The 21,679-nt window shown below is 72.4% G+C and carries 16 protein-coding genes; 5 read left to right on the top strand and 11 right to left on the bottom strand.

The features are described 5' to 3' along the window. Positions 1-52 precede the first annotated feature (52 nt). The 5 genes from ACFYX3_RS07265 to uvrC all read right to left on the bottom strand — a co-directional run bounded on the left by ACFYX3_RS07265 (position 53) and on the right by uvrC (position 8,139). Entirely contained in the window at positions 53-3,004 is a 2,952-nt protein-coding gene (locus ACFYX3_RS07265) for a M14 family zinc carboxypeptidase (RefSeq protein ID WP_389009125.1), read from the bottom strand. Between the two features lie 167 nt (positions 3,005-3,171). Further along, positions 3,172-4,161 (bottom strand): DNA-binding protein WhiA, encoded by a 990-nt coding sequence (gene whiA / locus ACFYX3_RS07260; RefSeq protein ID WP_030205188.1) that lies wholly within the window; start codon positions 4,159-4,161, stop codon positions 3,172-3,174. Continuing rightward, the gene (gene yvcK, locus ACFYX3_RS07255; protein WP_389009121.1) at positions 4,152-5,177 is read right to left on the bottom strand and encodes a uridine diphosphate-N-acetylglucosamine-binding protein YvcK; all 1,026 of its coding nucleotides are present in this window, start codon (positions 5,175-5,177) and stop codon (positions 4,152-4,154) included. The genes whiA and yvcK overlap by 10 nt, the downstream gene beginning before the upstream one ends. Next, complete coding sequence (rapZ, locus tag ACFYX3_RS07250) at positions 5,174-6,136, bottom strand: RNase adapter RapZ (protein ID WP_356904199.1); 963 nt, start codon at positions 6,134-6,136, stop codon at positions 5,174-5,176. Before rapZ ends, yvcK begins: the two co-directional genes overlap by 4 nt. After that, positions 6,133-8,139 (bottom strand): excinuclease ABC subunit UvrC, encoded by a 2,007-nt coding sequence (uvrC, locus tag ACFYX3_RS07245; RefSeq protein ID WP_389009117.1) that lies wholly within the window; start codon positions 8,137-8,139, stop codon positions 6,133-6,135. Before uvrC ends, rapZ begins: the two co-directional genes overlap by 4 nt. 58 nt (positions 8,140-8,197) lie before the next feature. Between uvrC and ACFYX3_RS07240 the strand changes: the two genes are divergently transcribed. Then, complete coding sequence (locus tag ACFYX3_RS07240) at positions 8,198-8,950, top strand: SDR family NAD(P)-dependent oxidoreductase (RefSeq protein ID WP_359509137.1); 753 nt, start codon at positions 8,198-8,200, stop codon at positions 8,948-8,950. Between the two features lie 382 nt (positions 8,951-9,332). Here the strand turns inward: ACFYX3_RS07240 and ACFYX3_RS07235 are convergent, their stop codons facing one another. Further along, positions 9,333-10,079 (bottom strand): hypothetical protein, encoded by a 747-nt coding sequence (locus ACFYX3_RS07235; RefSeq protein ID WP_389009462.1) that lies wholly within the window; start codon positions 10,077-10,079, stop codon positions 9,333-9,335. A 5-nt stretch (positions 10,080-10,084) separates the two neighbouring features. Beyond that, positions 10,085-10,678 carry a papain-like cysteine protease family protein gene (locus tag ACFYX3_RS07230; protein WP_389009113.1) on the bottom strand — a complete coding sequence of 198 codons (594 nt, stop codon included), beginning with the start codon at positions 10,676-10,678 and terminating at the stop codon, positions 10,085-10,087. 230 nt (positions 10,679-10,908) lie between these two features. Between ACFYX3_RS07230 and ACFYX3_RS07225 the strand changes: the two genes are divergently transcribed. Beyond that, the gene (locus tag ACFYX3_RS07225; protein ID WP_352025153.1) at positions 10,909-11,838 is read left to right on the top strand and encodes a hypothetical protein; all 930 of its coding nucleotides are present in this window, start codon (positions 10,909-10,911) and stop codon (positions 11,836-11,838) included. A gap of 10 nt (positions 11,839-11,848) precedes the next feature. On the opposite strand, the gene ACFYX3_RS07220 is transcribed toward ACFYX3_RS07225, so the two are convergent. Continuing rightward, positions 11,849-12,274 (bottom strand): Rieske (2Fe-2S) protein, encoded by a 426-nt coding sequence (locus ACFYX3_RS07220; protein ID WP_376594968.1) that lies wholly within the window; start codon positions 12,272-12,274, stop codon positions 11,849-11,851. Positions 12,275-12,424: 150 nt separating this feature from the next. Beyond that, positions 12,425-15,433 (bottom strand): excinuclease ABC subunit UvrA, encoded by a 3,009-nt coding sequence (gene uvrA, locus ACFYX3_RS07215; protein WP_389009109.1) that lies wholly within the window; start codon positions 15,431-15,433, stop codon positions 12,425-12,427. Positions 15,434-15,646: 213 nt separating this feature from the next. Between uvrA and ACFYX3_RS07210 the strand changes: the two genes are divergently transcribed. The 3 genes from ACFYX3_RS07210 to ACFYX3_RS07200 all read left to right on the top strand — a co-directional run bounded on the left by ACFYX3_RS07210 (position 15,647) and on the right by ACFYX3_RS07200 (position 18,435). Further along, a complete protein-coding gene (locus tag ACFYX3_RS07210) occupies positions 15,647-16,336 on the top strand; it encodes a maleylpyruvate isomerase family mycothiol-dependent enzyme (RefSeq protein ID WP_389009106.1) in 690 nt (229 codons plus the stop codon). A 35-nt stretch (positions 16,337-16,371) separates the two neighbouring features. After that, positions 16,372-17,028 carry an MBL fold metallo-hydrolase gene (locus ACFYX3_RS07205; protein ID WP_389009103.1) on the top strand — a complete coding sequence of 219 codons (657 nt, stop codon included), beginning with the start codon at positions 16,372-16,374 and terminating at the stop codon, positions 17,026-17,028. 120 nt (positions 17,029-17,148) lie between these two features. After that, entirely contained in the window at positions 17,149-18,435 is a 1,287-nt protein-coding gene (locus ACFYX3_RS07200; protein ID WP_389009459.1) for an MFS transporter, read from the top strand. A 76-nt stretch (positions 18,436-18,511) separates the two neighbouring features. On the opposite strand, the gene ACFYX3_RS07195 is transcribed toward ACFYX3_RS07200, so the two are convergent. Both ACFYX3_RS07195 and ACFYX3_RS07190 read right to left on the bottom strand, forming a co-directional pair. Beyond that, positions 18,512-19,519, bottom strand: a complete 1,008-nt coding sequence (locus ACFYX3_RS07195) for a TerC family protein (protein WP_389009100.1) — start codon at positions 19,517-19,519, stop codon at positions 18,512-18,514. 235 nt (positions 19,520-19,754) lie between these two features. Then, a complete protein-coding gene (locus ACFYX3_RS07190; protein WP_389009456.1) occupies positions 19,755-21,635 on the bottom strand; it encodes a TerD family protein in 1,881 nt (626 codons plus the stop codon). Positions 21,636-21,679 lie beyond the last annotated feature (44 nt).

Raw genomic sequence — 21,679 nt, 5'->3', positions numbered from 1 at the left:
CCCTACCAACGGGTACGGGCCGCCTTGGGACCTTTGTCCCCGCTACTCTCCGTCAGCGCCGGAGCACCGCGAGGGCACGCCCGACGACCCGTGCGCGGTCCGCCTCGCCGGGCACGTGCTCCAGGCCGTAGCCGAGGAGGACGGTGTCGCGGGTGGTGACCGCCGCCTGGGAGTGGAAGAGCGCCGCGGAGCGCGTCCAGTCGGAGGCGTTGCCGGGGCTTCCGGCCGGGGCGCCGGGTGTGGACCAGGCTCCGAGGGAGGTCTCGAAGCCCTCCGCCTCGGTGGTGGTCCCGGTGACGAGCCGGGTGTCGTCGACGAAGGCGCCCATCTCTCCCGTACCGGGGTCGGAGACGTACGAGATCGCGAGCTCGACCTTCTTGCCGGCCCAGGCGCCCAGGTCGACGGAGGCCTGCCGCCAGCCGTTGGAGGGGCCGGTGAAGGCGTTCCAGGCGCCGGTGGTGCCGGTGGGCGCGCAGCCGTCCTCGCCGACGGTGAGGTAGTGGGCGAGGAAGGGGTGGCCGCGGACGTAGAAGCCCTCGCCGCAGTCGGCCGGGGGCTGCGTGGAGGTGCCGCCGTTGGTGTCGGGCAGGGTCGTCCAGTCGTCCTGGCCGACGGTGTGGGCCTCGACGACGAGGTTGTCGTAGCCGGGCTCGGTGTCGTAGCTGACCTGGAAGTCCAGGCGCGGGTTCGCCCCGGCGGCGACGCCGGTGAGGTCGACGGTCCTGGCGAGCCGGGCCCAGGTGTCGTCGGTGTGCTTGACGGCCGCGAAGCTCGATCCCTCGGCGGGCTCGAAGGGGGTGCGGATGCCCGGGTAGTCACCTGCGGAGGCGCTGCTCGCGAACTGCGGGAACCGGTCCGGCTTCAGCGTGTCCGAGGTGACGGTGTACGCGCCCGCGTTGTCCAGGGGGTTGTCCGCGGCGGCGCCGAGCGTCGCGCCGACGCCCGCGAAGGCGCCGCTGCCGGCGAAGGCGGGCGGGTTCTTGAGGCCCGCGCGGCGGTAGGCGCCGAGGTAGTACTGGGCGAAGTCGTTGGTCTCGGCGAGGCCGACCTCGGTGAGGCCGCCGGACTTCTCACCGGCGTTGATCAGCTTGCCGCCCTCGTTGAGGTAGGCGCGGACGGCGAGCTCGGCTGCGCCGGTGGGGCGCTCGGCGCCGGTGTACCAGACGACGGTGCGGAAGTGGGAGAGCACGCCGAGGGCGTCCGGGGCGCCCTGGGTGGCGACGTCCCAGACGGCGGCCTTGCGGCCGTTGTCGGCGAGCGCCTTCACGTACTCCGCGGCGTGCCGGGCGGGCGTGCTGCCGCCCTCGTCGGCGAGGACGAGCACGTCGCCGCGGGGACGCTCGGCCACCTTGTACGTGAAGGGGGCGGAGGAGGTGGCGCGGCCCTCGCGGGTGCGGGCGGTGAACCAGACCTCGACGGAGTCGCCGGGCCGGGTTCCCTCGACCTCGGCGCGGTACTCGTCGAAGTAGAGGTTGTCCTTGCCGCCGTAGGTCTCGCCGCCCTTCCAGGCGTCGAGCTCCTCGCTGTGGGTGCGGCCGCCGTTGACGCGGTACTTGAGGGTCTTGCCGCGCAGCGACTTGCGGGCGGTGACGGCGACCTCCTGCTCCTGGCCGCGGGCGTAGGAGGTGGTGAAGGTCTTCGGGGTGAGGTCGGGGGCGTCGATGCCGACCGGGGAGACGGGCCGGTCCGGGTGGGCGGTGGTCTCGGCGACGGCGAGCGCGAAGGGGATGTTCTTGGCGAACTCGGCCTGGATCAGCTTCTCGTCGTCCGGGAAGGTGAAGACGGAGGCGCAGTCGGCCGGGTTCCACGCGTCGTTCGGGTCGACGCGGGAGGCGGTGGCGCAGGTCGACATCTCCGGGGTGAACATCTGCATCCCGTTGACGTTGGCGGCGTGTCCGTCCGCCTCGCCGTTGGTGATGTACAGCTCGGAGGAGACCTGCGGGCGGTAGCCGGGCACGGCGGACTTCTGCGGGGTGCCGGCGAGGGCCTTCAGGGCCACGTCGTCGGGGGTGTCGGTGGCGACCTGCCAGCCGACGCCGTACAGCAGGAGCTGGGCGGCGGAGTGGTAGTTGATGCCGTACGCGAAGCCGATGCGCTTCTGGAAGGCGTCGAGGGCCCTCGTCTCGGGCTCCGACATGGGGCCCTTGCCGCGGAAGGTCTCGTCGGTGGGGTCGGGGGACGAACCCTCGTCGTCGTAGCCCCACTTGTAGGCGAAGTTGCGGTTGAGGTCGACGCCGTCGCCGGGGCCGATCTTCCCGTCGCCGTCGTTGTCGCGGAGGTTCTTCCGCCACTGGCGGTTGGCGGGGTCGGCGTGCGTGTAGTCGTAGCCGTCCGGGTTGGCGGAGAGCACGAACCACAGCTCGGTGGAGTCGACGATCCTCGTGACCCGGGGGTCCTTGCCGTAGCCGTCGAGGTAGTAGTGCATCAGCCGCCGGGTCATCTCGGGGGTGATCCACTCGCGCGCGTGCTGGTTGGACATGTACAGCGTGGCGGGCTTCGAGCCGTCCTTGGCCTTGCGCGCGCCCTTGGTCAGCTTGAGGGCGAGGATGTCCTGGCCCTTGAGGGTCTTGCCGATGGAGACGACCTTGGTCAGGCCGGGGTTGGCCCGCGCGGTGTCCAGGATCTCCTGCTTGAGGCCGTTCGGGCCGCCGTACGGACGGAAGACGCCGTCCCCGGCGGCGGCGACCCGCTTCTCGGCCTGGGCGGTGAGGTTGTGCTCGGCGATCTCGACGCCCTGGCCGCGCAGCCGCCCGGCCTGCCGGCCGGTGAGGAAGAGCTCGACGGTCGCGGAGCCCTTCGCCGGGACCTGCTCGGTGAGTTCATGGGCGTCGGCACCGGCGTCGAGGAGCAGCGGGACCTGCTCCTTGGTGACCTGGGCGCGCCACACGGACAGGGCGTCGCCGCCGTCCCGGTCGTTCGGCTGTGCTCCGGCGACGGGTGCCGCCGCCACTCCCGCGATCAGCAGTGAAGCCGCGGCGAGGATCGATCTCGCTCTGCGTCTCATGAGCCCCCCTTGCTGTTGTCAGTCACGAAGGTGAACAGACGCCAGGCTCTTGGGCGCTCATGGCACTGTCAAGGGTGCCTCGCGGGGTGTACGAAAAAGCTGCCGGTGCCTCAGAAAGGCACCGGCAGCGCGGAGTTCGGGGTTCCGTACGGGGTCGCCCGTACGGCTCAGCCGACCAGGCTGTCGTCGAGCTCCTCCGTCAGGTTGGACTCGGTCCCGGGGATGCCCAGGTCCTGCGCCCGCTTGTCGGCCATCGCGAGGAGCCGGCGGATCCGGCCGGCCACCGCGTCCTTGGTCAGCGGCGGGTCGGCGAGCGCGCCCAGCTCCTCCAGGGAGGCCTGCTTGTGCTCCATGCGGAGCCGGCCGGCCGCGGCGAGGTGCTCGGGCACCTCCTCGCCGAGGATCTCCAGGGCGCGCTGCACCCGGGCCCCGGCGGCGACGGCCGCGCGGGCCGAGCGGCGCAGGTTGGCGTCGTCGAAGTTGGCCAGGCGGTTGGCGGTGGCGCGGACCTCGCGCCGCATCCGCCGCTCCTCCCAGGCCAGCACCGACTCGTGCGCGCCGAGCCGGGTGAGGAGGGCGCCGATCGCGTCGCCGTCGCGGACGACGACCCGGTCCACGCCCCGTACCTCGCGGGCCTTCGCCGCGATGGAGAGCCGGCGGGCCGCGCCGACCAGGGCGAGGGCCGCCTCCGGACCCGGGCAGGTCACCTCCAGGGAGGAGGAGCGGCCGGGCTCGGTCAGCGAGCCGTGCGCGAGGAACGCGCCGCGCCAGGCCGCCTCGGCGTCACAGGTGGCCCCGGAGACCACCTGCGGCGGCAGGCCGCGGATGGGGCGGCCGCGGCCGTCCACGAGACCCGTCTGCCGGGCCAGCTGGTCGCCTCCGGCCACCACCCGCACCACGAAGCGCGAGCCGCGCCGCAGCCCGCCGGGGGCCATCACGATCAGCTCCGAGCTGTGCCCGAAGATCTCCAGGATGTCCCGCTTGAGGCGGCGGGCCGCCATCGCGGTGTCGAGCTCCGCCTCGATCACGATGCGGCCGCTCACCAGGTGCAGCCCGCCCGCGAACCGCAGGATCGACGAGACCTCTGCCTTCCTGCAGCAGGTCCGGGTGACGGGAAGCCGGGAGATCTCGTCCTTCACCGCTGCCGTCATCGCCATGGGCCGATCCTTCCATGCATCCGAAAAATACGGTCGTACGCGGCGGCCAACAGCTCCGGGTCATGCTTCGCGGAGCCGTCGGGCCGGGCCACCGGCGCCAGCTCGACCGCGGCGCCGAGCCGCTTGGCGGCATCGGCGAGGGAGTCGCGGTCGGGCACGGCGGCCTCGTCGGCCAGCACCACGTCCAGGGCGAGTTTAGGGGCGTGTCGTCCCAAAACCTCCAAATGACGCTGCGGGGAGAAGCCCTCGGTTTCTCCGGGCTGCGGCGCGAGGTTCAGCGAGAGCACCTTCCGGGCCTTCGTCTCGGCCAGGGCGTCGAGGAGCTCGGGGACCAGCAGGTGCGGGATCACCGAGGAGAACCAGGAGCCGGGACCGAGCACCACCCAGTCCGCGTCCAGGACCGCCGCGACCGCCTCGGGCACGGCCGGCGGGTCGTTCGGCACGAGGTGCACGGACTGCACCTCGCCGGGCGTGAGCGCCACGGTCGCCTGACCGCGGACGGTGTCCACGTCGTCGGGACGCTCCGGGTCGTGGCCCCTGACCAGGGCCTGGAGCTCCAGGGGCACGGCGGACATGGGCAGCACCCGGCCCTGGGCGCCGAGCAGCCGGCCGACCAGGTCGAGGGCCTGCACGGGGTCGCCGAGCTGCTCCCAGAGGGCGACGATCAGCAGGTTGCCGACGGCGTGGCCGCCCATCTCGCCCTTGGACTGGAAGCGGTGCTGGATGACCCGGGCCCAGGTCTGGCCCCAGTCGTCGTCGCCGCACAGGGCGGCGAGCGCCTTGCGCAGGTCGCCCGGGGGCAGCACGCCGAGCTCCTCCCGGAGCCGGCCGCTGGAGCCCCCGTCGTCGGCGACGGTGACGACGGCGGTGAGGTCGCCGGTGATCCGGCGGAGCGCGGCGAGGGAGGCCGACAGGCCCATGCCGCCGCCGAGCGCGACCACCTTGGGCTGGGCGCCGCGCCTGCGGAGCGTACGCCGCACCGAGAGGGTGGAGGTACGCCGACGGTACGGCTTCACTCGCGCCCCATGTCCCGGTGGACGACGACGGTCTCGACGCCTTCGGCGGCGAGGCGGGCGGCGAGGCGCTCGGCGGTGGCCACGGAGCGGTGCTTGCCGCCGGTGCAGCCCACGGCGATGGTCACGTACCGCTTGCCCTCACGGCGGTAGCCCGCGGCGATCAGCTGGAGGAGCTCCGTGTAGCGGTCGAGGAACTCCTTGGCGCCGGGCTGGTTGTAGACGTAGTTCGACACCTCCTCGTTGAGGCCGGTGAAGGGGCGCAGCTCGGGGACCCAGTGCGGGTTCGGCAGGAAGCGCATGTCGACGACGAGGTCGGCGTCGACCGGCAGGCCGTACTTGAAGCCGAAGGACATCACGGTGGCCCGGAGCTCGGGCTCCTCGTCGCCGGCGAACTGGGCGTCCATCTTGGCGCGCAGCTCGTGCACGTTGAGGCTGGAGGTGTCGATCACCAGGTCGGCGTCGCCGCGCAGCTCGCGCAGCAGGTCGCGCTCGGCGGCGATGCCGTCGGTGATGCGGCCGTCGCCCTGGAGGGGGTGCGGCCTGCGGACCGACTCGAAGCGCCGGACGAGGGCCTCGTCGGAGGACTCGAGGAAGACGATCCGGCGGGTGACCTGCTTGGCGTCCAGGTCGGCGAGGGACTCCCTGAGGTTGTCGAAGAACTGCCGGCCGCGGACGTCCACGACGACGGCGATCCGGGCGACGTTGCCCTGGGAGCGGGCGCCGAGCTCCACCATGGTGGGGATCAGCGCGGGCGGCAGGTTGTCGACGACGAACCAGCCGAGGTCCTCCAGACACTTCGCCGCGGTGGACCGGCCGGCTCCGGACATGCCGGAGATGATCACCAGCTCGGGAATGGCCGCCTCGGCGCCGTTGTCGCCGGGGGTCTCCTTCGTGCCCGTACTCACGTGTCCTGCTCCGTCTTCTCGGTCGTGCTCGTCGTGCGTGTGGCGCTCGGTCATGCGGTGGTGCCCCCGTCGTCTTCCATGATCTCTCCTGTGGCCGTGTTCACGGCGGGTGCGGCGGGGGCCGCCTGGGCCAGGGCCACGGCGACCGCCTCCGCGGTCTTCCGGCCGAAGCCGGGGACCTCACAGATCTGCTCGATTGTCGCCTGCTTCAGCCGCTTCACCGAGCCGAAATGCTTGATCAAGGCCTGCTTGCGCGTCTCCCCGAGGCCGGGGACGGCGTCGAGAGGGCTGGTCCGGATGCGTTTCGTCCGCTTGGACCGCTGGTAGCGGATGGCGAAGTCGTGAGCCGTGTCACGCACCCGCTGGAGCAGATAGAGGCCCTCGCTGGAGCGGGGCAGCACCACCGGGTCGTCGTCGCCGGGCAGCCAGACCTCCTCCAGGCGCTTGGCGAGGCCGCAGACCGCGACGTCGTCGATGCCGAGCTCGTCGAGGGCACGGCGGGCGGCGGCGACCTGCGGCTGCCCGCCGTCGACGACGACGAGCTGCGGCGGGTACGCGAACCGCCTGGGCCGCCCGTCGTCCTCGGGGGTCTCGGCGGGGACCTCGCCGTCCACCCATTCGCCGGTCTTCTCCTTCTCGGCGAGGTAGCGCGTGAAGCGGCGGCTGATCACCTCGTGCATGGACCGGACGTCGTCCTGGCCCTCGCCGTGCCAGATTTGCGTGTCTCCGACACGACCCTTGATCTGGAAGCGGCGGTACTCGCTCTTGCGGGGCAGCCCGTCCTCGAAGACGACCATGGACGCGACGACGTCCTCGCCCTGGAGGTGCGAGATGTCGAAGCACTCGATGCGCAGCGGCGCCGAGTCCAGGTCCAGGGCCTCGGCGATCTCCTCCAGGGCCCGGGAGCGGGTGGTCAGGTCGCTGGCGCGCTTGGTCTTGTGCAGCACGAGCGCCTGCTGCGCGTTGCGCGCGACCGTCTCCATCAGGTCCTTCTTGTCGCCGCGCTGCGGGACGCGCAGCGAGACGAGGGACCCGCGGCGGCCGGACAGCCAGGCGGAGACGGACTCCGCGTCCTCGGGGAGCGCGGGGACCAGGACCTCCTTGGGGACCGTGTCGCCGCTCTCCTCGCCGTACAGCTGCTGGAGCGCGTGCTCCACGAGCCCCGCCGTGCCGACGGCCTCGACCTTGTCCGTGACCCAGCCGCGCTGGCCGCGGACGCGTCCGCCGCGCACGTGGAAGATCTGGACGGCGGCCTCCAGCTCGTCCTCGGCGAGGGCGATCAGGTCGGCGTCGGTGGCGTCGGCGAGGACGACGGCGCTCTTCTCCATGGCCCGGCGCAGGGCCTCTATGTCGTCACGGAGCCGGGCGGCCTTCTCGTACTCCATGTCCTCGGCCGCGATCATCATCTGCTTCTCGAGCCGGCGGATGTACGTGCCGGTGCGGCCGGCCATGAAGTCGCAGAAGTCGTCGGCCAGTTCGCGGTGCTCCTCCGGCGTGACCCGGCCGACGCAGGGCGCGGAGCACTTCCCGATGTAGCCGAGCAGGCAGGGTCGCCCGGCCGACGCGGCGTTCCGGAAGACGCCCGCCGAGCAGGTCCTCACCGGGAACACCCGCAGCATCAGGTCGACGGTCTCGCGGATCGCCCACGCGTGCGCGTACGGCCCGAAGTAGCGCACGCCCTTCTTCTTGTGCCCGCGCATGACCTGGACGCGCGGAAACTCCTCGTTCATGGTGACGGCGAGGTACGGATAACTCTTGTCGTCCCGGTACTTCACGTTGAACCGGGGATCGAACTCCTTGATCCAGGAGTACTCCAGCTGCAGCGCCTCGACCTCGGTGGACACCACGGTCCACTCCACGGACGCGGCCGTCGTCACCATGGTGGCCGTGCGCGGGTGCAGGCTCGTGAGCGGCTGGAAGTAGTTCGCCAGCCGCTGACGCAGGGACTTCGCCTTCCCCACGTAGATCACCCGGCGGTGCTCGTCGCGGAACTTGTAGACCCCCGGGGAGTCGGGGATCTGCCCCGGCTTGGGGCGGTAGCTGGAGGGGTCTGCCATGCTCCCCACCCTACTGGCGGGGACCGACACTCAGAGCGGGCGCGCTCGTTGGCCGGACATGGCTCAGGACACTTCAGGACGGCTGGCGGACCGGGTGTGCGTGATCACCGGCGCGGCGAGCGGAATCGGGCGGGCGACGGCGGAGCGCTTCCTCAGGGAGGGGGCGCGGGTGGTGGCGGCGGACGTGGACGGCGACCGCCTCGCGACGCTCCCGGGGGTGATCCCGGTGGTCGGCGACGTCTCCGTCGAACAGGACGCCCGCCGGATGATCGACACGGCTGTGGAACGCTTCGGGTGGCTGGACGTCCTGGTGGCGAACGCGGGAGTGATCCCGCTGCTCTCCGTCACCGAGGCGGAGGCCGCGGACTTCGACCAGGTGATGGCCGTCGACGGCCGCGGCATGTTCCTGACCTGCAAGTACGCGATCGAGGCCATGCTCGTCTCGGGCGGCGGGGCCATCGTGTGCACCTCGTCGATCTCCGGCCTGGCCGGCCAGGCGAGGCAGGCGGTGTACGGCCCGGCGAAGTTCGTCGCGACCGGCCTGACGAAGCACCTGGCGGTGGAGTGGGCGGAGCACGGCATCCGCGTCAACGCGGTCGCCCCCGGCACCATCGAGACCGAACGCGTCGCCGCGGCGCGCGTGGAGCCGGGCGGCCCGGAATACCTCACGGAGATCGTCCGCGCCCACCCCATGGGCCGCTTCGGCACACCGGAGGAGGTGGCGTCGGCGATCCTGTTCCTGGCGTCGGACGAGGCGTCGTTCATCACGGGGGCGATCCTCCCGGTGGACGGCGGCTACCTGGCCCGCTGACGGACCCGGCGCCCCGCGGTACGGGCCCGCGCGTGAGCGCTGCGCCTGGCAGGGCGGTGCCCGCCACCCCCGTGTGGCCCGCGCCCGGTGGGGCGGTGCCCACCTCCGTGTGGGCAATCGTCCCGCTGGGGCGAGGGGGCCCCTGCTCGAGCGAAGCCGAGAGCTCGGGGGAGGGTGGGCACACGGGACGGCGCCCTCAGCGGCGCCTCCGCGTTCCGGGCCTGGACCCGCACCACGAGTGCGGCGCACGTCAGGTGCGGGTCCGGGCTCGGGGGCCTCTGGCGCCGGCAAGGGCGCCGTTCCGTTGTGCCCACCCGTTCCGCCCCGGCGGAACGCATGCCCACAACGGGCGGGGGCCGGGCCCACAACGGGCGGCGGTGGCTCAGGGGCGTCCGGCTCCGCGTCGGCGGCGCAGCGTCACCGTGGCCGTCAGGGCGAGAAGGAGCCCCGCACCAGCGCCCAGCGCCGCGACCGCCGGCGTCTCCCGGGGCGCGGGCGCCGGCTCGTCGTAACCCCCCGCCACCCCCCGCCGCGCATACGCCGACCCCGGCAGCTTGTCGCCGTACGCCCGTACCACCCGCTCCCGATAGGCCGCGAGGCTCGTCCCGCCCCGCCCGACGGCCCGTACCGCGTCCTCGTCCAGCGGCAGCACCTTCGCGCCCCGAAGGACGTACCACGCGTCGATCTGCGGCTCGCGGAAGACGAAGCCGTGGCCGAGTTCGGCGTAGCGGATCTCGTCGTCGCCGGTGGCGATGTTGACCACCTGCCAGCCGCCGCCCGGCTGCTTCACGGTCCACAGCGAGGCCTTCTGCCCGTCCGACGCCACGGCCCTGCTGGCGCGGAACTCGACGCGGGCGACGGGAGCGCCGGGCTTCCCGGCGACGAAGTCCGGGGAGAGGACGCGCACGGGAACGGAGGCGCCGTCGACGCGCGGCGCGGCCGCGGTACGGGCGAGGGCCCCGTCGCGGGCGAAGAACCGGGCCAGGGTGTCCAGCGTCCCCGGCGCGGAGGCGGCCCGCTCGGGGGTCGGCGCGGACGGCGGGCGCTCGGCGGCGCCCGCCGGGACCGCCCCGAGGGCGACAAGGGCCGCCGCGGCGAGGAGACCCGCGGCCGTGGCTCGTGCGTTCATCGTCGTCACGCCCCGATCCGGTAGAGCGAGTGGGTCCAGGAGAAGGACCCGTTGTTGACGTACCAGGCGTGGGAGGCCCAGTTGTAGCGGTCGCTGGAGGGCCAGGGGTCGCCCCAGTAGACCCAGCTGTTCGCGTCGTCGTAGCCGTAGATCACGTGCATGTGGCCGCCGCCGCTCGACCATTGGATCCGCGTCTCGATGGGCCGGTTCGCGTTGATCTCGGTCTGGACGGTGGGGTAGCGCAGCCAGCCGTCGACGTACGAGCCGGGGCTGATGCCGGCCCAGCTCAGTCCGGTCTGGACGTTGCCGAGCGTGGCCTGCCAGTTGGGGCAGTCGTAGCCCTGCTGACGGTTGAAGGCGGCGTTGCAGAACTGGTTCTGGCTGTAGTTCCGCCCGTACCAGGTGGCGATGGTGTTGCCGCTCCCCGCCCAGCACCAGTTGCTCTTCTGCTGGGCCTGCATGGTGATGTCCAGGCGCTTGGAGGCCAGGACGGAGACGCCTTCACCGGCAGGCGCGGGCGCGGCGGACGCCGAAGTGGCGGGGACGAGGAAGAGGGCGGCCGCGGCAAGCACCGCGAGGTTGGGCTTTCTTCTGCGCATCGCGTTCCTCCCAGGAGCTGGGGATGAGGGGGGTGGAGGAGCGCGTCCGGACGCTGGTCAGGAGCATCTTCCGTTGTCCGGATCGGGTCAACACGCTTCAATGCGGGGTGACATCGGACTGTGAACGGTGTGACCCGGGTGTGAACGGACTCCCACGGCCCACCAGCCCGCCCACCCCTCGCGGCGCGACGGTCCGCGCCCCCGTCGTGAACGTTCACCGAGGAGTCCTCGTGAGCCACACCGAGGCGGATCTGACGCAGCTGCTGCAGACCGGCCCCTTCCATCTGGCGCTGCGCACCGCGCTGGCCGTGCGCGGGCTGCCGCTCCAGCGGGTCCAGCACCATCTGGCCCACCGGGGCGTCAGGGTCGGGGTGACGAGTCTGAGCTACTGGCAGCAGGGCGCCAGGCGTCCGCAGCGGCCGGAGTCCCTGAAGGCCGTCCGGGCCCTGGAGGACGTACTCCAGCTGCCGGGGAACTCGCTGCTGCGGCTCCTGACGGGGGACGCGGCCGCCCGCTCCGAGGTGGAGCGCCCGGCGGCCCGCTCGTACCGCTCACTGGTGGAGGCCTCGGGCTCGGTCGAGGAGCTGCTCGCGGAGCTCGAGTCCCCGGCGGACGGCGGGCTGCACACGGTGGGGCACCACGAGCGGGTACGGATCGGGGCGGCGCGGGAGCTGGTGGGGCGCGAGTCGCAGCATGTGGTGCGGGCGCACCGGGACGGCGTGGACCGCTACCTCGCCATCCACCACGGCGACCCCGGCTGCGACCCGTCCCGGGTGGAGGTGCGGGCGGTGGAGAACTGCCGGACGGGGCGGGTGCGGTGGCACGCGGGGACGGGCGTGCTGGTCGCGGAGCTGCTCTTCGACGCGCGGCTGCGGGCCGGGGACACGTACCTGTTCTCGTACGGCTTCGAGGACGGTACGGCGGGTCCGAGCGGGGAGTACGTGCGCGGGTTCAGCTTCGCGGGCGGGCTGTACGCGCTCCAGGTCCGCTTCGACGAGGCGGCGCTCCCGGTGCGGTGCCGGAGGTTCGCGCAGGCCTCGGCGGGCGCGCCGCGGGGCGGCCGTGCGGAGCTGACCCTGAGCGGCCGGCACCGCACGGTGCACCTCGTGGAGCAGGGGGTACGCCCGGGGATCCTGGGGATCGACTGGGACTGGGCGTGAGTCCCGCGGCTCAGGCCTGGGGGCCGGCCACCAGCTTGCCGTTCTCGACGCGGATCGGGACCTCAGGCAGCGGGACGGTGGCGGGGCCCTGGACCGCCTTGCCGGTCGTCACGTCGAAGCGGCTGCCGTGGCAGGGGCAGTTGCCCTCGTTGTCCTCGACCTTGTCGAGGACGCAGCCGGCGTGGGTGCACTGGGCGCTGAAGGCCTTGTACTGGCCCTTGGCCGGGCAGCTCACCACGAGCCGCTGCTCGCGGTAGAGCTTGGAGCCGCCGACCGGCACCTCGTCCGGGGCGCCGAGCGGGACGGGCGCGGTCGGGGTCGGCGTCTCGGCGTGGCCGAGCTTGGAGTCGGTGGAGCAGGCGGCGACGCCCAGCCCGGCGGCTCCGGCGAGGGCCGCGCCTTTCAGTACGGTGCGGCGGCTGGACTGGCCGGACATGAACGCTCCACGGTGAGATCGGGGACAAGACACCCCAGGGGTGACCGAACCGACGATACCGGCGCCCGTCTGGAGGCCGTCGCCCGGGCCTGACGTGAAAGGCGGGGCCCCGGCCGGGACCCCGCCTCCGTCACTGCACGTGGCCGGCCGTCACGCCTTGCGCGTCCTGGCCGTCGCCTTCTTGGCGGTGGCCTTGGTCGCGGTCGCCTTGGTCGCGGTGGCCGCCTTCTTCGCGGCGGCCTTGGCCGGAGCCTTCGCCGCCGTCTTCCTCGCCCCGCGCGCCGCCGGGATCTTCCCGCCCGCGTCACTGATCCGGTCGGTGTCGAGGATGTCCCTGAGGAACTTGCCGGTGTGACTCTCGGGGACCGAGGCGACCTCCTCCGGCGTGCCCTCGGCGATCACCAGGCCGCCGCCGCTGCCGCCCTCGGGGCCCATGTCGATGACCCAGTCCGCGGTCTTGATGACATCGAGGTTGTGCTCGATGACGATCACCGAGTTGCCCTTGTCGACCAGGCCGGACAGGACCTTGATCAGCTTCGAGATGTCCTCGAAGTGCAGACCGGTGGTCGGCTCGTCGAGGACGTAGACCGTGCGGCCCGTCGAGCGCTTCTGGAGCTCGGAGGCGAGCTTGACGCGCTGCGCCTCGCCACCGGAGAGCGTCGGCGCGGACTGGCCGAGCCGGACGTACCCGAGGCCGACCTCGTTGAGCGTGCGCAGGTGGCGGGCGATGGTCGGGACGGCCTCGAAGAAGTCGAGGGCCTCCTCGATCGGCATGTTCAGGACTTCGGCGATGGACTTGCCCTTGTAGTGGACCTCCAGGGTCTCCCGGTTGTACCGGTCGCCGTGGCAGACCTCGCACGGGACGTAGACGTCCGGGAGGAAGTTCATCTCGATCTTGATCGTGCCGTCGCCGGAGCAGTTCTCGCAGCGGCCGCCCTTGACGTTGAAGGAGAAGCGGCCGGGCAGGTAGCCCCGGACCTTGGCCTCCATCGTCTCGGCGAAGAGCTTGCGGACGTGGTCGAAGACGCCGGTGTACGTCGCCGGGTTCGACCGCGGGGTGCGGCCGATCGGCGACTGGTCGACGTGCACGACCTTGTCGACGAGGTCGTCGCCGTCCACGCGCGTGTGCCGTCCGGGCACCGACTTGGCGCCGTTCAGCTCGCGCGCCAGGTGGGTGTAGAGGATGTCGTTGACCAGGGTCGACTTGCCGGAGCCCGAGACGCCGGTGACGGCGGTGAGGACGCCCAGCGGGAAGGAGACGTCGATGTCCCGCAGGTTGTTCTCGCGGGCGCCGTGCACCGTGAGCCGGCGTCCGGGGTCGACCGGGCGGCGGATGTCCGGGGTGGTGATCGACCGGCGGCCGGACAGGTACTGCCCGGTCATCGACTCCTCGTTGGCGAGGAGCTCCTTCAGGGAGCCGGAGTGGACGACCTTTCCGCCGTGCTCGCCGGCGCCGGGGCCGATGTCGACGACCCAGTCGGCGACCTTGATCGTGTCCTCGTCGTGCTCGACGACGATGAGCGTGTTGCCCATGTCCCGGAGCCGGACGAGGGTCTCGATCAGGCGGTGGTTGTCGCGCTGGTGGAGGCCGATGGACGGCTCGTCGAGCACGTAGAGCACGCCGACCAGGCCGGAGCCGATCTGGGTGGCGAGCCGGATGCGCTGGGCCTCTCCGCCGGAGAGCGTGCCGGCCGCCCGGTTGAGGGAGAGGTAGTCGAGGCCGACGTCGACGAGGAAGCGGAGCCGCTCGTTGACCTCCTTGAGGACCCGCTCGGCGATCTTCTTGTCGCGGGCGTTGAGCGTGAGCCGGGAGAGGAACTCGGCGCAGTCGCTGATGGACATCGCGGAGACCTCGGCGATGGACCGGTCCATGACCGTGACCGCGAGGACGATCGGCTTGAGGCGGGTGCCCTCGCAGGTGGGGCAGGGCACCTCGCGCATGTAGCCCTCGAAGCGCTCGCGGCTGGAGTCGCTCTCGGCCTCGGTGTGGCGCCGCTTGACGAAGGAGACGGCGCCTTCGAAGGCCGGGGTGGTGTACGCCCGCTCGCGCCCGTACCGGTTGCGGTAGCGGACCTCGACCTGGGTCTTGTGGCCGTGCATCAGGGCCTTCTTGGCGCGCTGCGGCAGCCCGGCGTACGGGATGTCCGTGCGGAAGCCGAGGGCCTGGGAGAGACCGCCGATGAGCCGGCCGAAGTACTCCTTGGTGTGGCCGTGCGACCAGGGGTGGATGGCGCCCTCGTCGAGGGACTTCTCCTCGTCGGGGACGATCAGCTCCGGGTCGACCTCCATGCGGGTGCCGATGCCGGTGCAGTCCGGGCAGGCGCCGAAGGGCGAGTTGAAGGAGAAGGAGCGGGGCTCCAACTCCTCGAAGGACAGGTCGTCGTACGGGCAGTAGAGGTGCTCCGAGTACATCTTCTCGCGCTCGGGGTCGTCCTCCGCGAGGTCCACGAAGTCGAGCACGACCATGCCGCCGGAGAGTCCGAGCGCGGTCTCGACGGAGTCGGTGAGCCGGCGCTTGGCGCTGTCCTTCACGGTGAGGCGGTCGACGACCACCTCGATCGTGTGCTTCTCCTGCTTCTTCAGCGTCGGCGGCTCGCTGAGCTGGATGGTCTGCCCGTCGACCCGGGCGCGGCTGTAGCCCTTCGTCTGGAGGTCGGCGAAGAGGTCGACGAACTCGCCCTTGCGCTCGCGCACGAGCGGGGAGAGCACCTGGAAGCGGCTGCCCTCGGGGAGCTCCAGGACCTTGTCGACGATGGCCTGCGGCGACTGGCGGGAGATGGGGCGGCGGCACTCGGGACAGTGCGGCTTGCCGATGCGGGCGAAGAGCAGGCGGAGGTAGTCGTAGACCTCGGTGATGGTGCCGACCGTCGAGCGCGGGTTGCGCGAGGTCGACTTCTGGTCGATGGAGACGGCGGGCGAGAGGCCCTCGATGAAGTCGACGTCCGGCTTGTCCATCTGTCCGAGGAACTGCCTGGCGTACGAGGAGAGCGACTCGACGTACCGGCGCTGCCCCTCGGCGAAGATCGTGTCGAACGCGAGGGAGGACTTGCCCGACCCCGAGAGCCCGGTGAAGACGATGAGGGAGTCACGCGGGAGGTCGAGCGAGACGTTCTTGAGGTTGTGCTCGCGAGCGCCACGGACGATGAGACGGTCGGCCACGCCGGTCCGCACCTTTCTTGAGAGAGCGGATGTCCTGACACACCCAACAACCAAGGATGCCGGATGCTTCCGTCGAGCCTATAGCACGCACATTCGATTTCCGGCCGCGTGGAGACCTCTTCACCCGAACGAGTGGCGGCGCCGGGGGTGCGTTGACGGTCGGGCGCGATCGGCTCTGGCCCGACCGGCACGGCACCCCCTAGGGTCGGCGCCATGATCGACCACGAACTCGACCTTGCTTCCGTACGCGAAGCGACCGACCGGCTGATCGCCGCGGTCGCCTCCTGGGACAACGCCGCGACGGCCGAGCCGTCACGGCTTCCCGGCTGGACCCGCGGCCACGTCCTCGCCCACGTGTCCCGCAACGCCGACGCTCTGGTGAACGTCCTCCAGGGCCGTCCCATGTACGCCGACGCCGCCACCCGGGACGCCGACATCGAGCGCGACGCCGACCGCCCGCTCGACGTCCACCTCGCCGACCTGCGCGAGACCGCCGACCGCTTCCAGGCCGCCGGCGACGAGCCCGCCGACTGGAACCGCACGGTCGAGCTCCGCAACGGGGTCACCGACAGCGCCTCCCGGATCCCCTTCCGCCGCTGGGTCGAGGTGGCCCTGCACCACGTCGACCTGGGCGTCGGCTACGAGCTGGAGGACCTGCCGGAGGAGTTCGTCCAGCGGGAGATCGACTTCCTGGCGGAACGGTTCACCGGCAACGCGTCCGTCCCGCCGACCCGGGTCCTGGCCGAGGACGGCTCGGGCAGCTGGACCACCGGCTCCGCGGAGGGCTCCGCCGTCACCGTGAGCGGCTCCCCCGCCGAGCTCCTCGGCTGGCTCGCCGGCCGCCGCGACGGCTCCGCCCTGAAGACCGAGGGCGGCTCCCTGCCGGAACTGCCCCCGCTGTAGGCGCCGCCGTCACTCCCCGGGGCTAGTCTGAGGCCATGACGTACAGCGGAGTGGTGAAGGTCGGCGGCGCGGCGGACGTGCACGAGCTCACGGACCTGATGATCTCGAAGGTCGCGGTCGGTCCGATGGACAACAACGCGTATCTGCTGCGCTGCCGGGCCACCGGCGAGCAGCTGCTGATCGACGCGGCGAACGAGGCCTCGACGCTGCTCACGCTGATCGGTGACGACGGCATCACGGCCGTCGTCACCACGCACCGGCACGGCGACCACTGGCAGGCGCTCGCGGAGGTCGTCGCCGCGACCGGCGCCCGGACGTACGCGGGCGCGTACGACGCGGAGGGCATCCCGGTCGGGACCGACGAGCTGGTGGAGGACGGCGACACGATCCGGGTGGGCCGGGTCGAGCTGACCGCGCGCCGCCTCGTCGGGCACACGCCGGGCTCGATCGCCCTGATCTACGACGACCCGCACGGCCACCCCCACGTCTTCACCGGCGACTGCCTCTTCCCCGGCGGCGTCGGCAACACGTGGAAGGACCCGGAGGCCTTCGCGAGCCTGCTCCACGACGTGGAGACCAAGCTCTTCGCGGTCCTGCCCGACGAGTCCTGGATCTACCCCGGCCACGGCCGTGACACCACCCTCGGTGACGAGCGCCCGCACCTCGCGGAATGGCGCGAGCGCGGCTGGTGACGCCGGGCGCGCGGCCCCGGAGCTGCGCACCTCCGTACGCCCCCGTAACCCGGACGGCGGCGGGGTAGTTGGCGCGACATGCGCCAAAGTCACCCTCCGTCGCCGTCCCGGCCGCCCTCGATGATCCGGCTCGCCGCCGCCTCGCTCGTCGGCACCGCCATCGAGTTCTTCGACTTCTTCGTCTACGGGACCGCCGCCGCCCTCGTCCTGGGGCCGCTCTTCTTCCCCACGTTCTCGCCCCTGGCCGGGACCCTCGCCGCGTTCGGCACCTTCGCCGCGGGCTTCCTCGCCCGTCCGCTCGGGTCGATGCTCTTCGGGCACGTCGGCGACCGGTACGGCCGGCGGCCGGTCCTCTTCGCCTCGCTGCTCCTGACCGGCTGCGCCACGGTCGCGGTCGGCTTCGTCCCGACGTACGCGACGCTCGGCATCGCCGCCCCGGCACTGCTCCTCACCCTCCGCTTCCTGCAGGGTCTCGGCCTGGGCGGCGAGTGGGGCGGGGCGGTCCTGCTCACCGCCGAGCACGCCCCCGCGCACCGGCGCGCGCTGTGGTCGAGCTTCCCGCAGATCGGCCCGTCGATCGGCTTCCTCCTCGCGAACGGGGTGATGCTGGCGCTCACCGCGGGGCTGAGCGACGCCGAGTTCCGCGCCTGGGGCTGGCGGGTGCCGTTCTGGGCGGCGGGGCTGCTCGCGGCCGGCGGCCTGCTGCTGCGGTCCTCGCTCGCGGAGACCCCGCAGTTCGAGGAGCTGTCCGCGTCCGGGCGGCGCGCGGGCGCTCCGCTCGCGGAGGTCGTCCGCGACCACTGGCGGCTCGTGCTCCTGACGGCCGGGGCGCTCGCGGTGGGGTACGCCGTCTTCTACTCGGTCTCGACCTGGGCACTGGCGTACGGCACCGAGCGGCTCGGGGTGAGCAGCACGATGATGCTGAGCTGTGTCATGGCGGCGGTGGCGGTCATGGGCGCGCTCACCCCGCTCGTGGCCCTGCTCGGCGACCGCTGGGGCCGCCGGCCGCTCTGTCTGGCGGGGTGCGCGGCCTCCGCGCTGTGGACGTTCCCGATGGTGGCGCTGCTGCACACGGCGCGGCCGCTGCTGATGTTCCTCGGCTTCCTGGGCTCGCTGCTGGCCTTCATCACCATGTTCGCGGTGATCGCCGCGTACCTCCCGGAGCTGTACGAGCCCCGCGTCCGCTGCACCGGCGCGGCCGTCGGCTACAACCTGGCGGGCGTCCTGGGCGGCGCGCTGACGCCCGTCGTCGCGACCGCCCTCTCCGACGGCGGCTCCGGCCCGCCCTGGGGCGTCGCGGCCTACCTGACACTGCTCGCCCTGGTGAGCCTCGGCTGCTTCGCGCTCCTCCCGGAGACCCTCCCGGACCGCGCCGGGCGTCCGGCGCCCGAGCCCGCCGCGGTCTGAGCGGTTCCTTCCCGACGAAACAGCGACGGCCGACCGGGGTGGACCCGGTCGGCCGTCGGTGTGTGCGGTGGGTGCGTCAGGCCTCGACGCTGTCCTTCGGAGCGTCCTCGGAAGCGGCCGGGGCCTCGGCCGCCGCGCGCTGCTCCTGCTTCCTGGAGGCGATCAGGCTGGTGACCGTGGTGATGACCAGGACACCGCCGATGACCGCGAGCGAGAACGGGATGGAGATCTCGGGGACGTGCACCCCGGACTCGTGCAGGGCGTGCAGCACGAGCTTGACGCCGATGAAGCCGAGGATCACCGACAGGCCGTAGCTGAGGTGGACCAGCTTCTTGAGCAGGCCGCCGATCAGGAAGTACAGCTGCCGCAGGCCCATGAGGGCGAAGGCGTTGGCGGTGAAGACGATGTACGGGTCCTGGGTGAGGCCGAAGATCGCCGGGATGGAGTCGAGGGCGAAGAGGACGTCGGTGGTGCCGATGGCGATCATGACGACCATCAACGGCGTCAGCACCCGCTTGCCGTTCTCACGGATGAAGAGCTTGGTGCCGTGGTACCGGTCGGCGACGCCGAACTTCTTCTGGACGGTCTTGAGGACGCGGTTCTCCGGGACCTCGTCCTCCTCCTCGTCGGAGCGCGCCTCCTGGATGAGCTTCCAGGCGGTGTAGATCAGGAACGCGCCGAAGAGGTAGAAGACCCAGGAGAAGCTCGCGATGATCGCGGCGCCGGCGGCGATGAAGACCGCGCGGAGCACCAGGGCGATCAGCACGCCCACGAGCAGCACCCGCTGCTGGAGGTGGGACGGGACCGCGAACTTCGCCATGATCAGGACGAAGACGAAGAGGTTGTCGACGCTGAGCGACTTCTCGGTGATGTAGCCCGCGAAGAACTCACCGGCCGCCTGGCCGTTGCCGAACACGAACAGGCCGAGGCCGAAGAGCCCGGCAAGCACGATCCAGACGACCGTCCAGATTCCTGCTTCCTTGACCGACACGTCATGGGGCTTGCGCCCGATGAGGAAGTCGGCACCGATGAGGGCACCCAGACCGAGGATGGTCAGTACCCACAGGGTCATTGAAACGTCCACTGCGCCTCCGGCGTCGTACGGCTACTTGATCAGCGTCGTTCGCTGCCGGAGGTCTCTTCCACCCGGGCGGCGGACGGGCCGCGCCGGGCCGACGCCCCGGGATCGGATCGATGTCGATCCGTCCGTACTGACGGGTGCGCCGCGCAATGGGGAGTACTCCCCTCCGCAGGAAGAAGAGTACCCGAAAGACCAAGAGAAGGTAAAGGGATGGGTAAAGAAGACCCAAGGGGCCAGGTCAGGCCTGCTTCCCATGGCGAGCGGACGCCACCTGTGTCAGGACCTGGCGCAGGATCGAACTGCCCGGCGGGACGAGCGGCGGCTCGTACGACCAGGCGTGACCCACCCACGGATCGGCCAGGTGGTCGTCGGGCACGGGGGTGAGGCGCAGCAGCGAGCGCCACAGCGGGTCGAGCAGCGGCCCGTACGCGGCCGCGTCCTCCCGGGCCGCGACCATCAGCAGGTGCACACCGACCGAGGGACCCTCGTCGGCGAGGTACCGCAGCCGGGTGACCGCCCGGTCGTCGAAGCCGTGCGGGAAGTCGTGCACGATCAGCAGCTGCCGGGCCGTGTCCAGACCGGGCGGCAGCGCGTCCGTCGCCCCGCTCCGCAGCGCCATCTGGAGCAGGTCGACCCGCTCCGTGAGCTGCTCAAGGGCCGCCGAGACCCCGGCCGCGCCCCGGGCGGGCGGGGCGGCCGCGCCCGTCTCCACGAGGGGCGCGAGGGCCGCGGCACCCGCGCCCGCCGGGTCGATCAGATGGACGGTGAACTCCCCGGCCGGGTGCGCCGCGAGGAGCCGCGCCGCGTGCGCCACCGCGCAGTCCAGGGCGAGCCGCCGCAGCTCGGCCTCGTCGAGGAGCCCGGCCGCCTCGGAGTGGCCGCGGCCGGAGTCCACCCACAGGCCGCGCTCGAGGGGCAGCCGGACGAGCATGGGGATCCGCAGGTCGGTGCGCTCGGGGAGGTGGAGGTCGCCGAGGCGGACGGCCATCGGCTCCTCGGCCGGGACCCGGTAGGCGTGCCAGACGGGGTTGTCCCAGCGGGCGTAGGCGATGGGCAGCGCCGGCTCGACGACCTCGGACTCGGCGGCGAGCTGGGCGAGGTCCCGGTCGAGCACCTCCCGGGCGCGCTCCACGAGCTCGTCGTGCCGGGCGCGGGCGGCGGCACGCGCGGCGTCGTTCGCGCCGCCGGCCCGGGAGCGGTAGTCGGTGAGCGTCTCGTCGAGCTCCCGGTCGAGCCGGGACTCCGCGAAGTCGCAGGCGCTGCGGTAGGCGGCGGCGGTGCGGGCCAGGTCCTCGAACATGCCCCACACCTGGTTGTAGAGCCGCTCGTCCATCGACCAGCCCGAGGCGTCCCCGGCGACCGGCACGGGCGGGGCCTGCCGCGGCTCGGAGGCGGGGGCGGAGGCCTGGGCGGAGGCCGTCCGGCGCCCGGGGTGGGAGTAGTCGATGGGACCGCCCGTGCCGGTGCCCGTCGCGGGGGTGGGAGGCGGCGGCGCCGGTGCCGGGTCCGGGGCGGTGGGCGGCGCGGTGTGGAGCACGCGCTCCGGCTCGGGGACGTGCGACGGGGCGGCGGGGGCGGAGTCCCGGGCAACCGTCGCCAGGATCGTGGCGGCGAGATCGGCGGGGCGCTCCAGGCCCTGGTCGCCGAGGAGGGCGGCGAGCCCGCCCTCGTACCCCTGGCCCATGGCGCGGACCTTCCAGGCGCCCTGGCGGCGGTAGAGCTCCAGGGCGACGACGGCGGACTCCGTGTCGAGGCCGGTGATGGTGTAGCCGGCGATCTCGGTGCCGTCGAGGCCGGCGACCGCGACGAACGGGGCGGCGAGGGCGCCGAAGCGGGCGGCCGGGCCGGTCAGCGCGAGGAGGACCGAGACGCGGTGGACGGCGCCGGGGACCGCGTCCAGGTCGACGGCGAGGCGGTGGTCGGCGGCGATCCGGGCGGGCACGTCGACACCGGGGAGGGAGGGTGCGCCGGGGTGGGCGATCCACTCCGTGCCCGCGACCCGGCCCTGCTCGTCGCCGAACGCGGCTCCGGCGAGGACGGGATGACCGGCCGACACGCGGATCTCCAGTCGGGTCTCGGGCAGGGGGTGGTTCTGTCCCCGGACCAGCTCGGCCGTCATCGTCTCTGTCCCCTCGGGTGTTTCCATGCGCGGAATCAACGGAT

This window comes from Streptomyces sp. NPDC002463 (assembly GCF_042889835.1).
In the GTDB taxonomy this organism is placed as follows: domain Bacteria; phylum Actinomycetota; class Actinomycetes; order Streptomycetales; family Streptomycetaceae; genus Streptomyces; species Streptomyces nymphaeiformis.
This window is presented reverse-complemented; position numbering and strand designations above follow the sequence as displayed.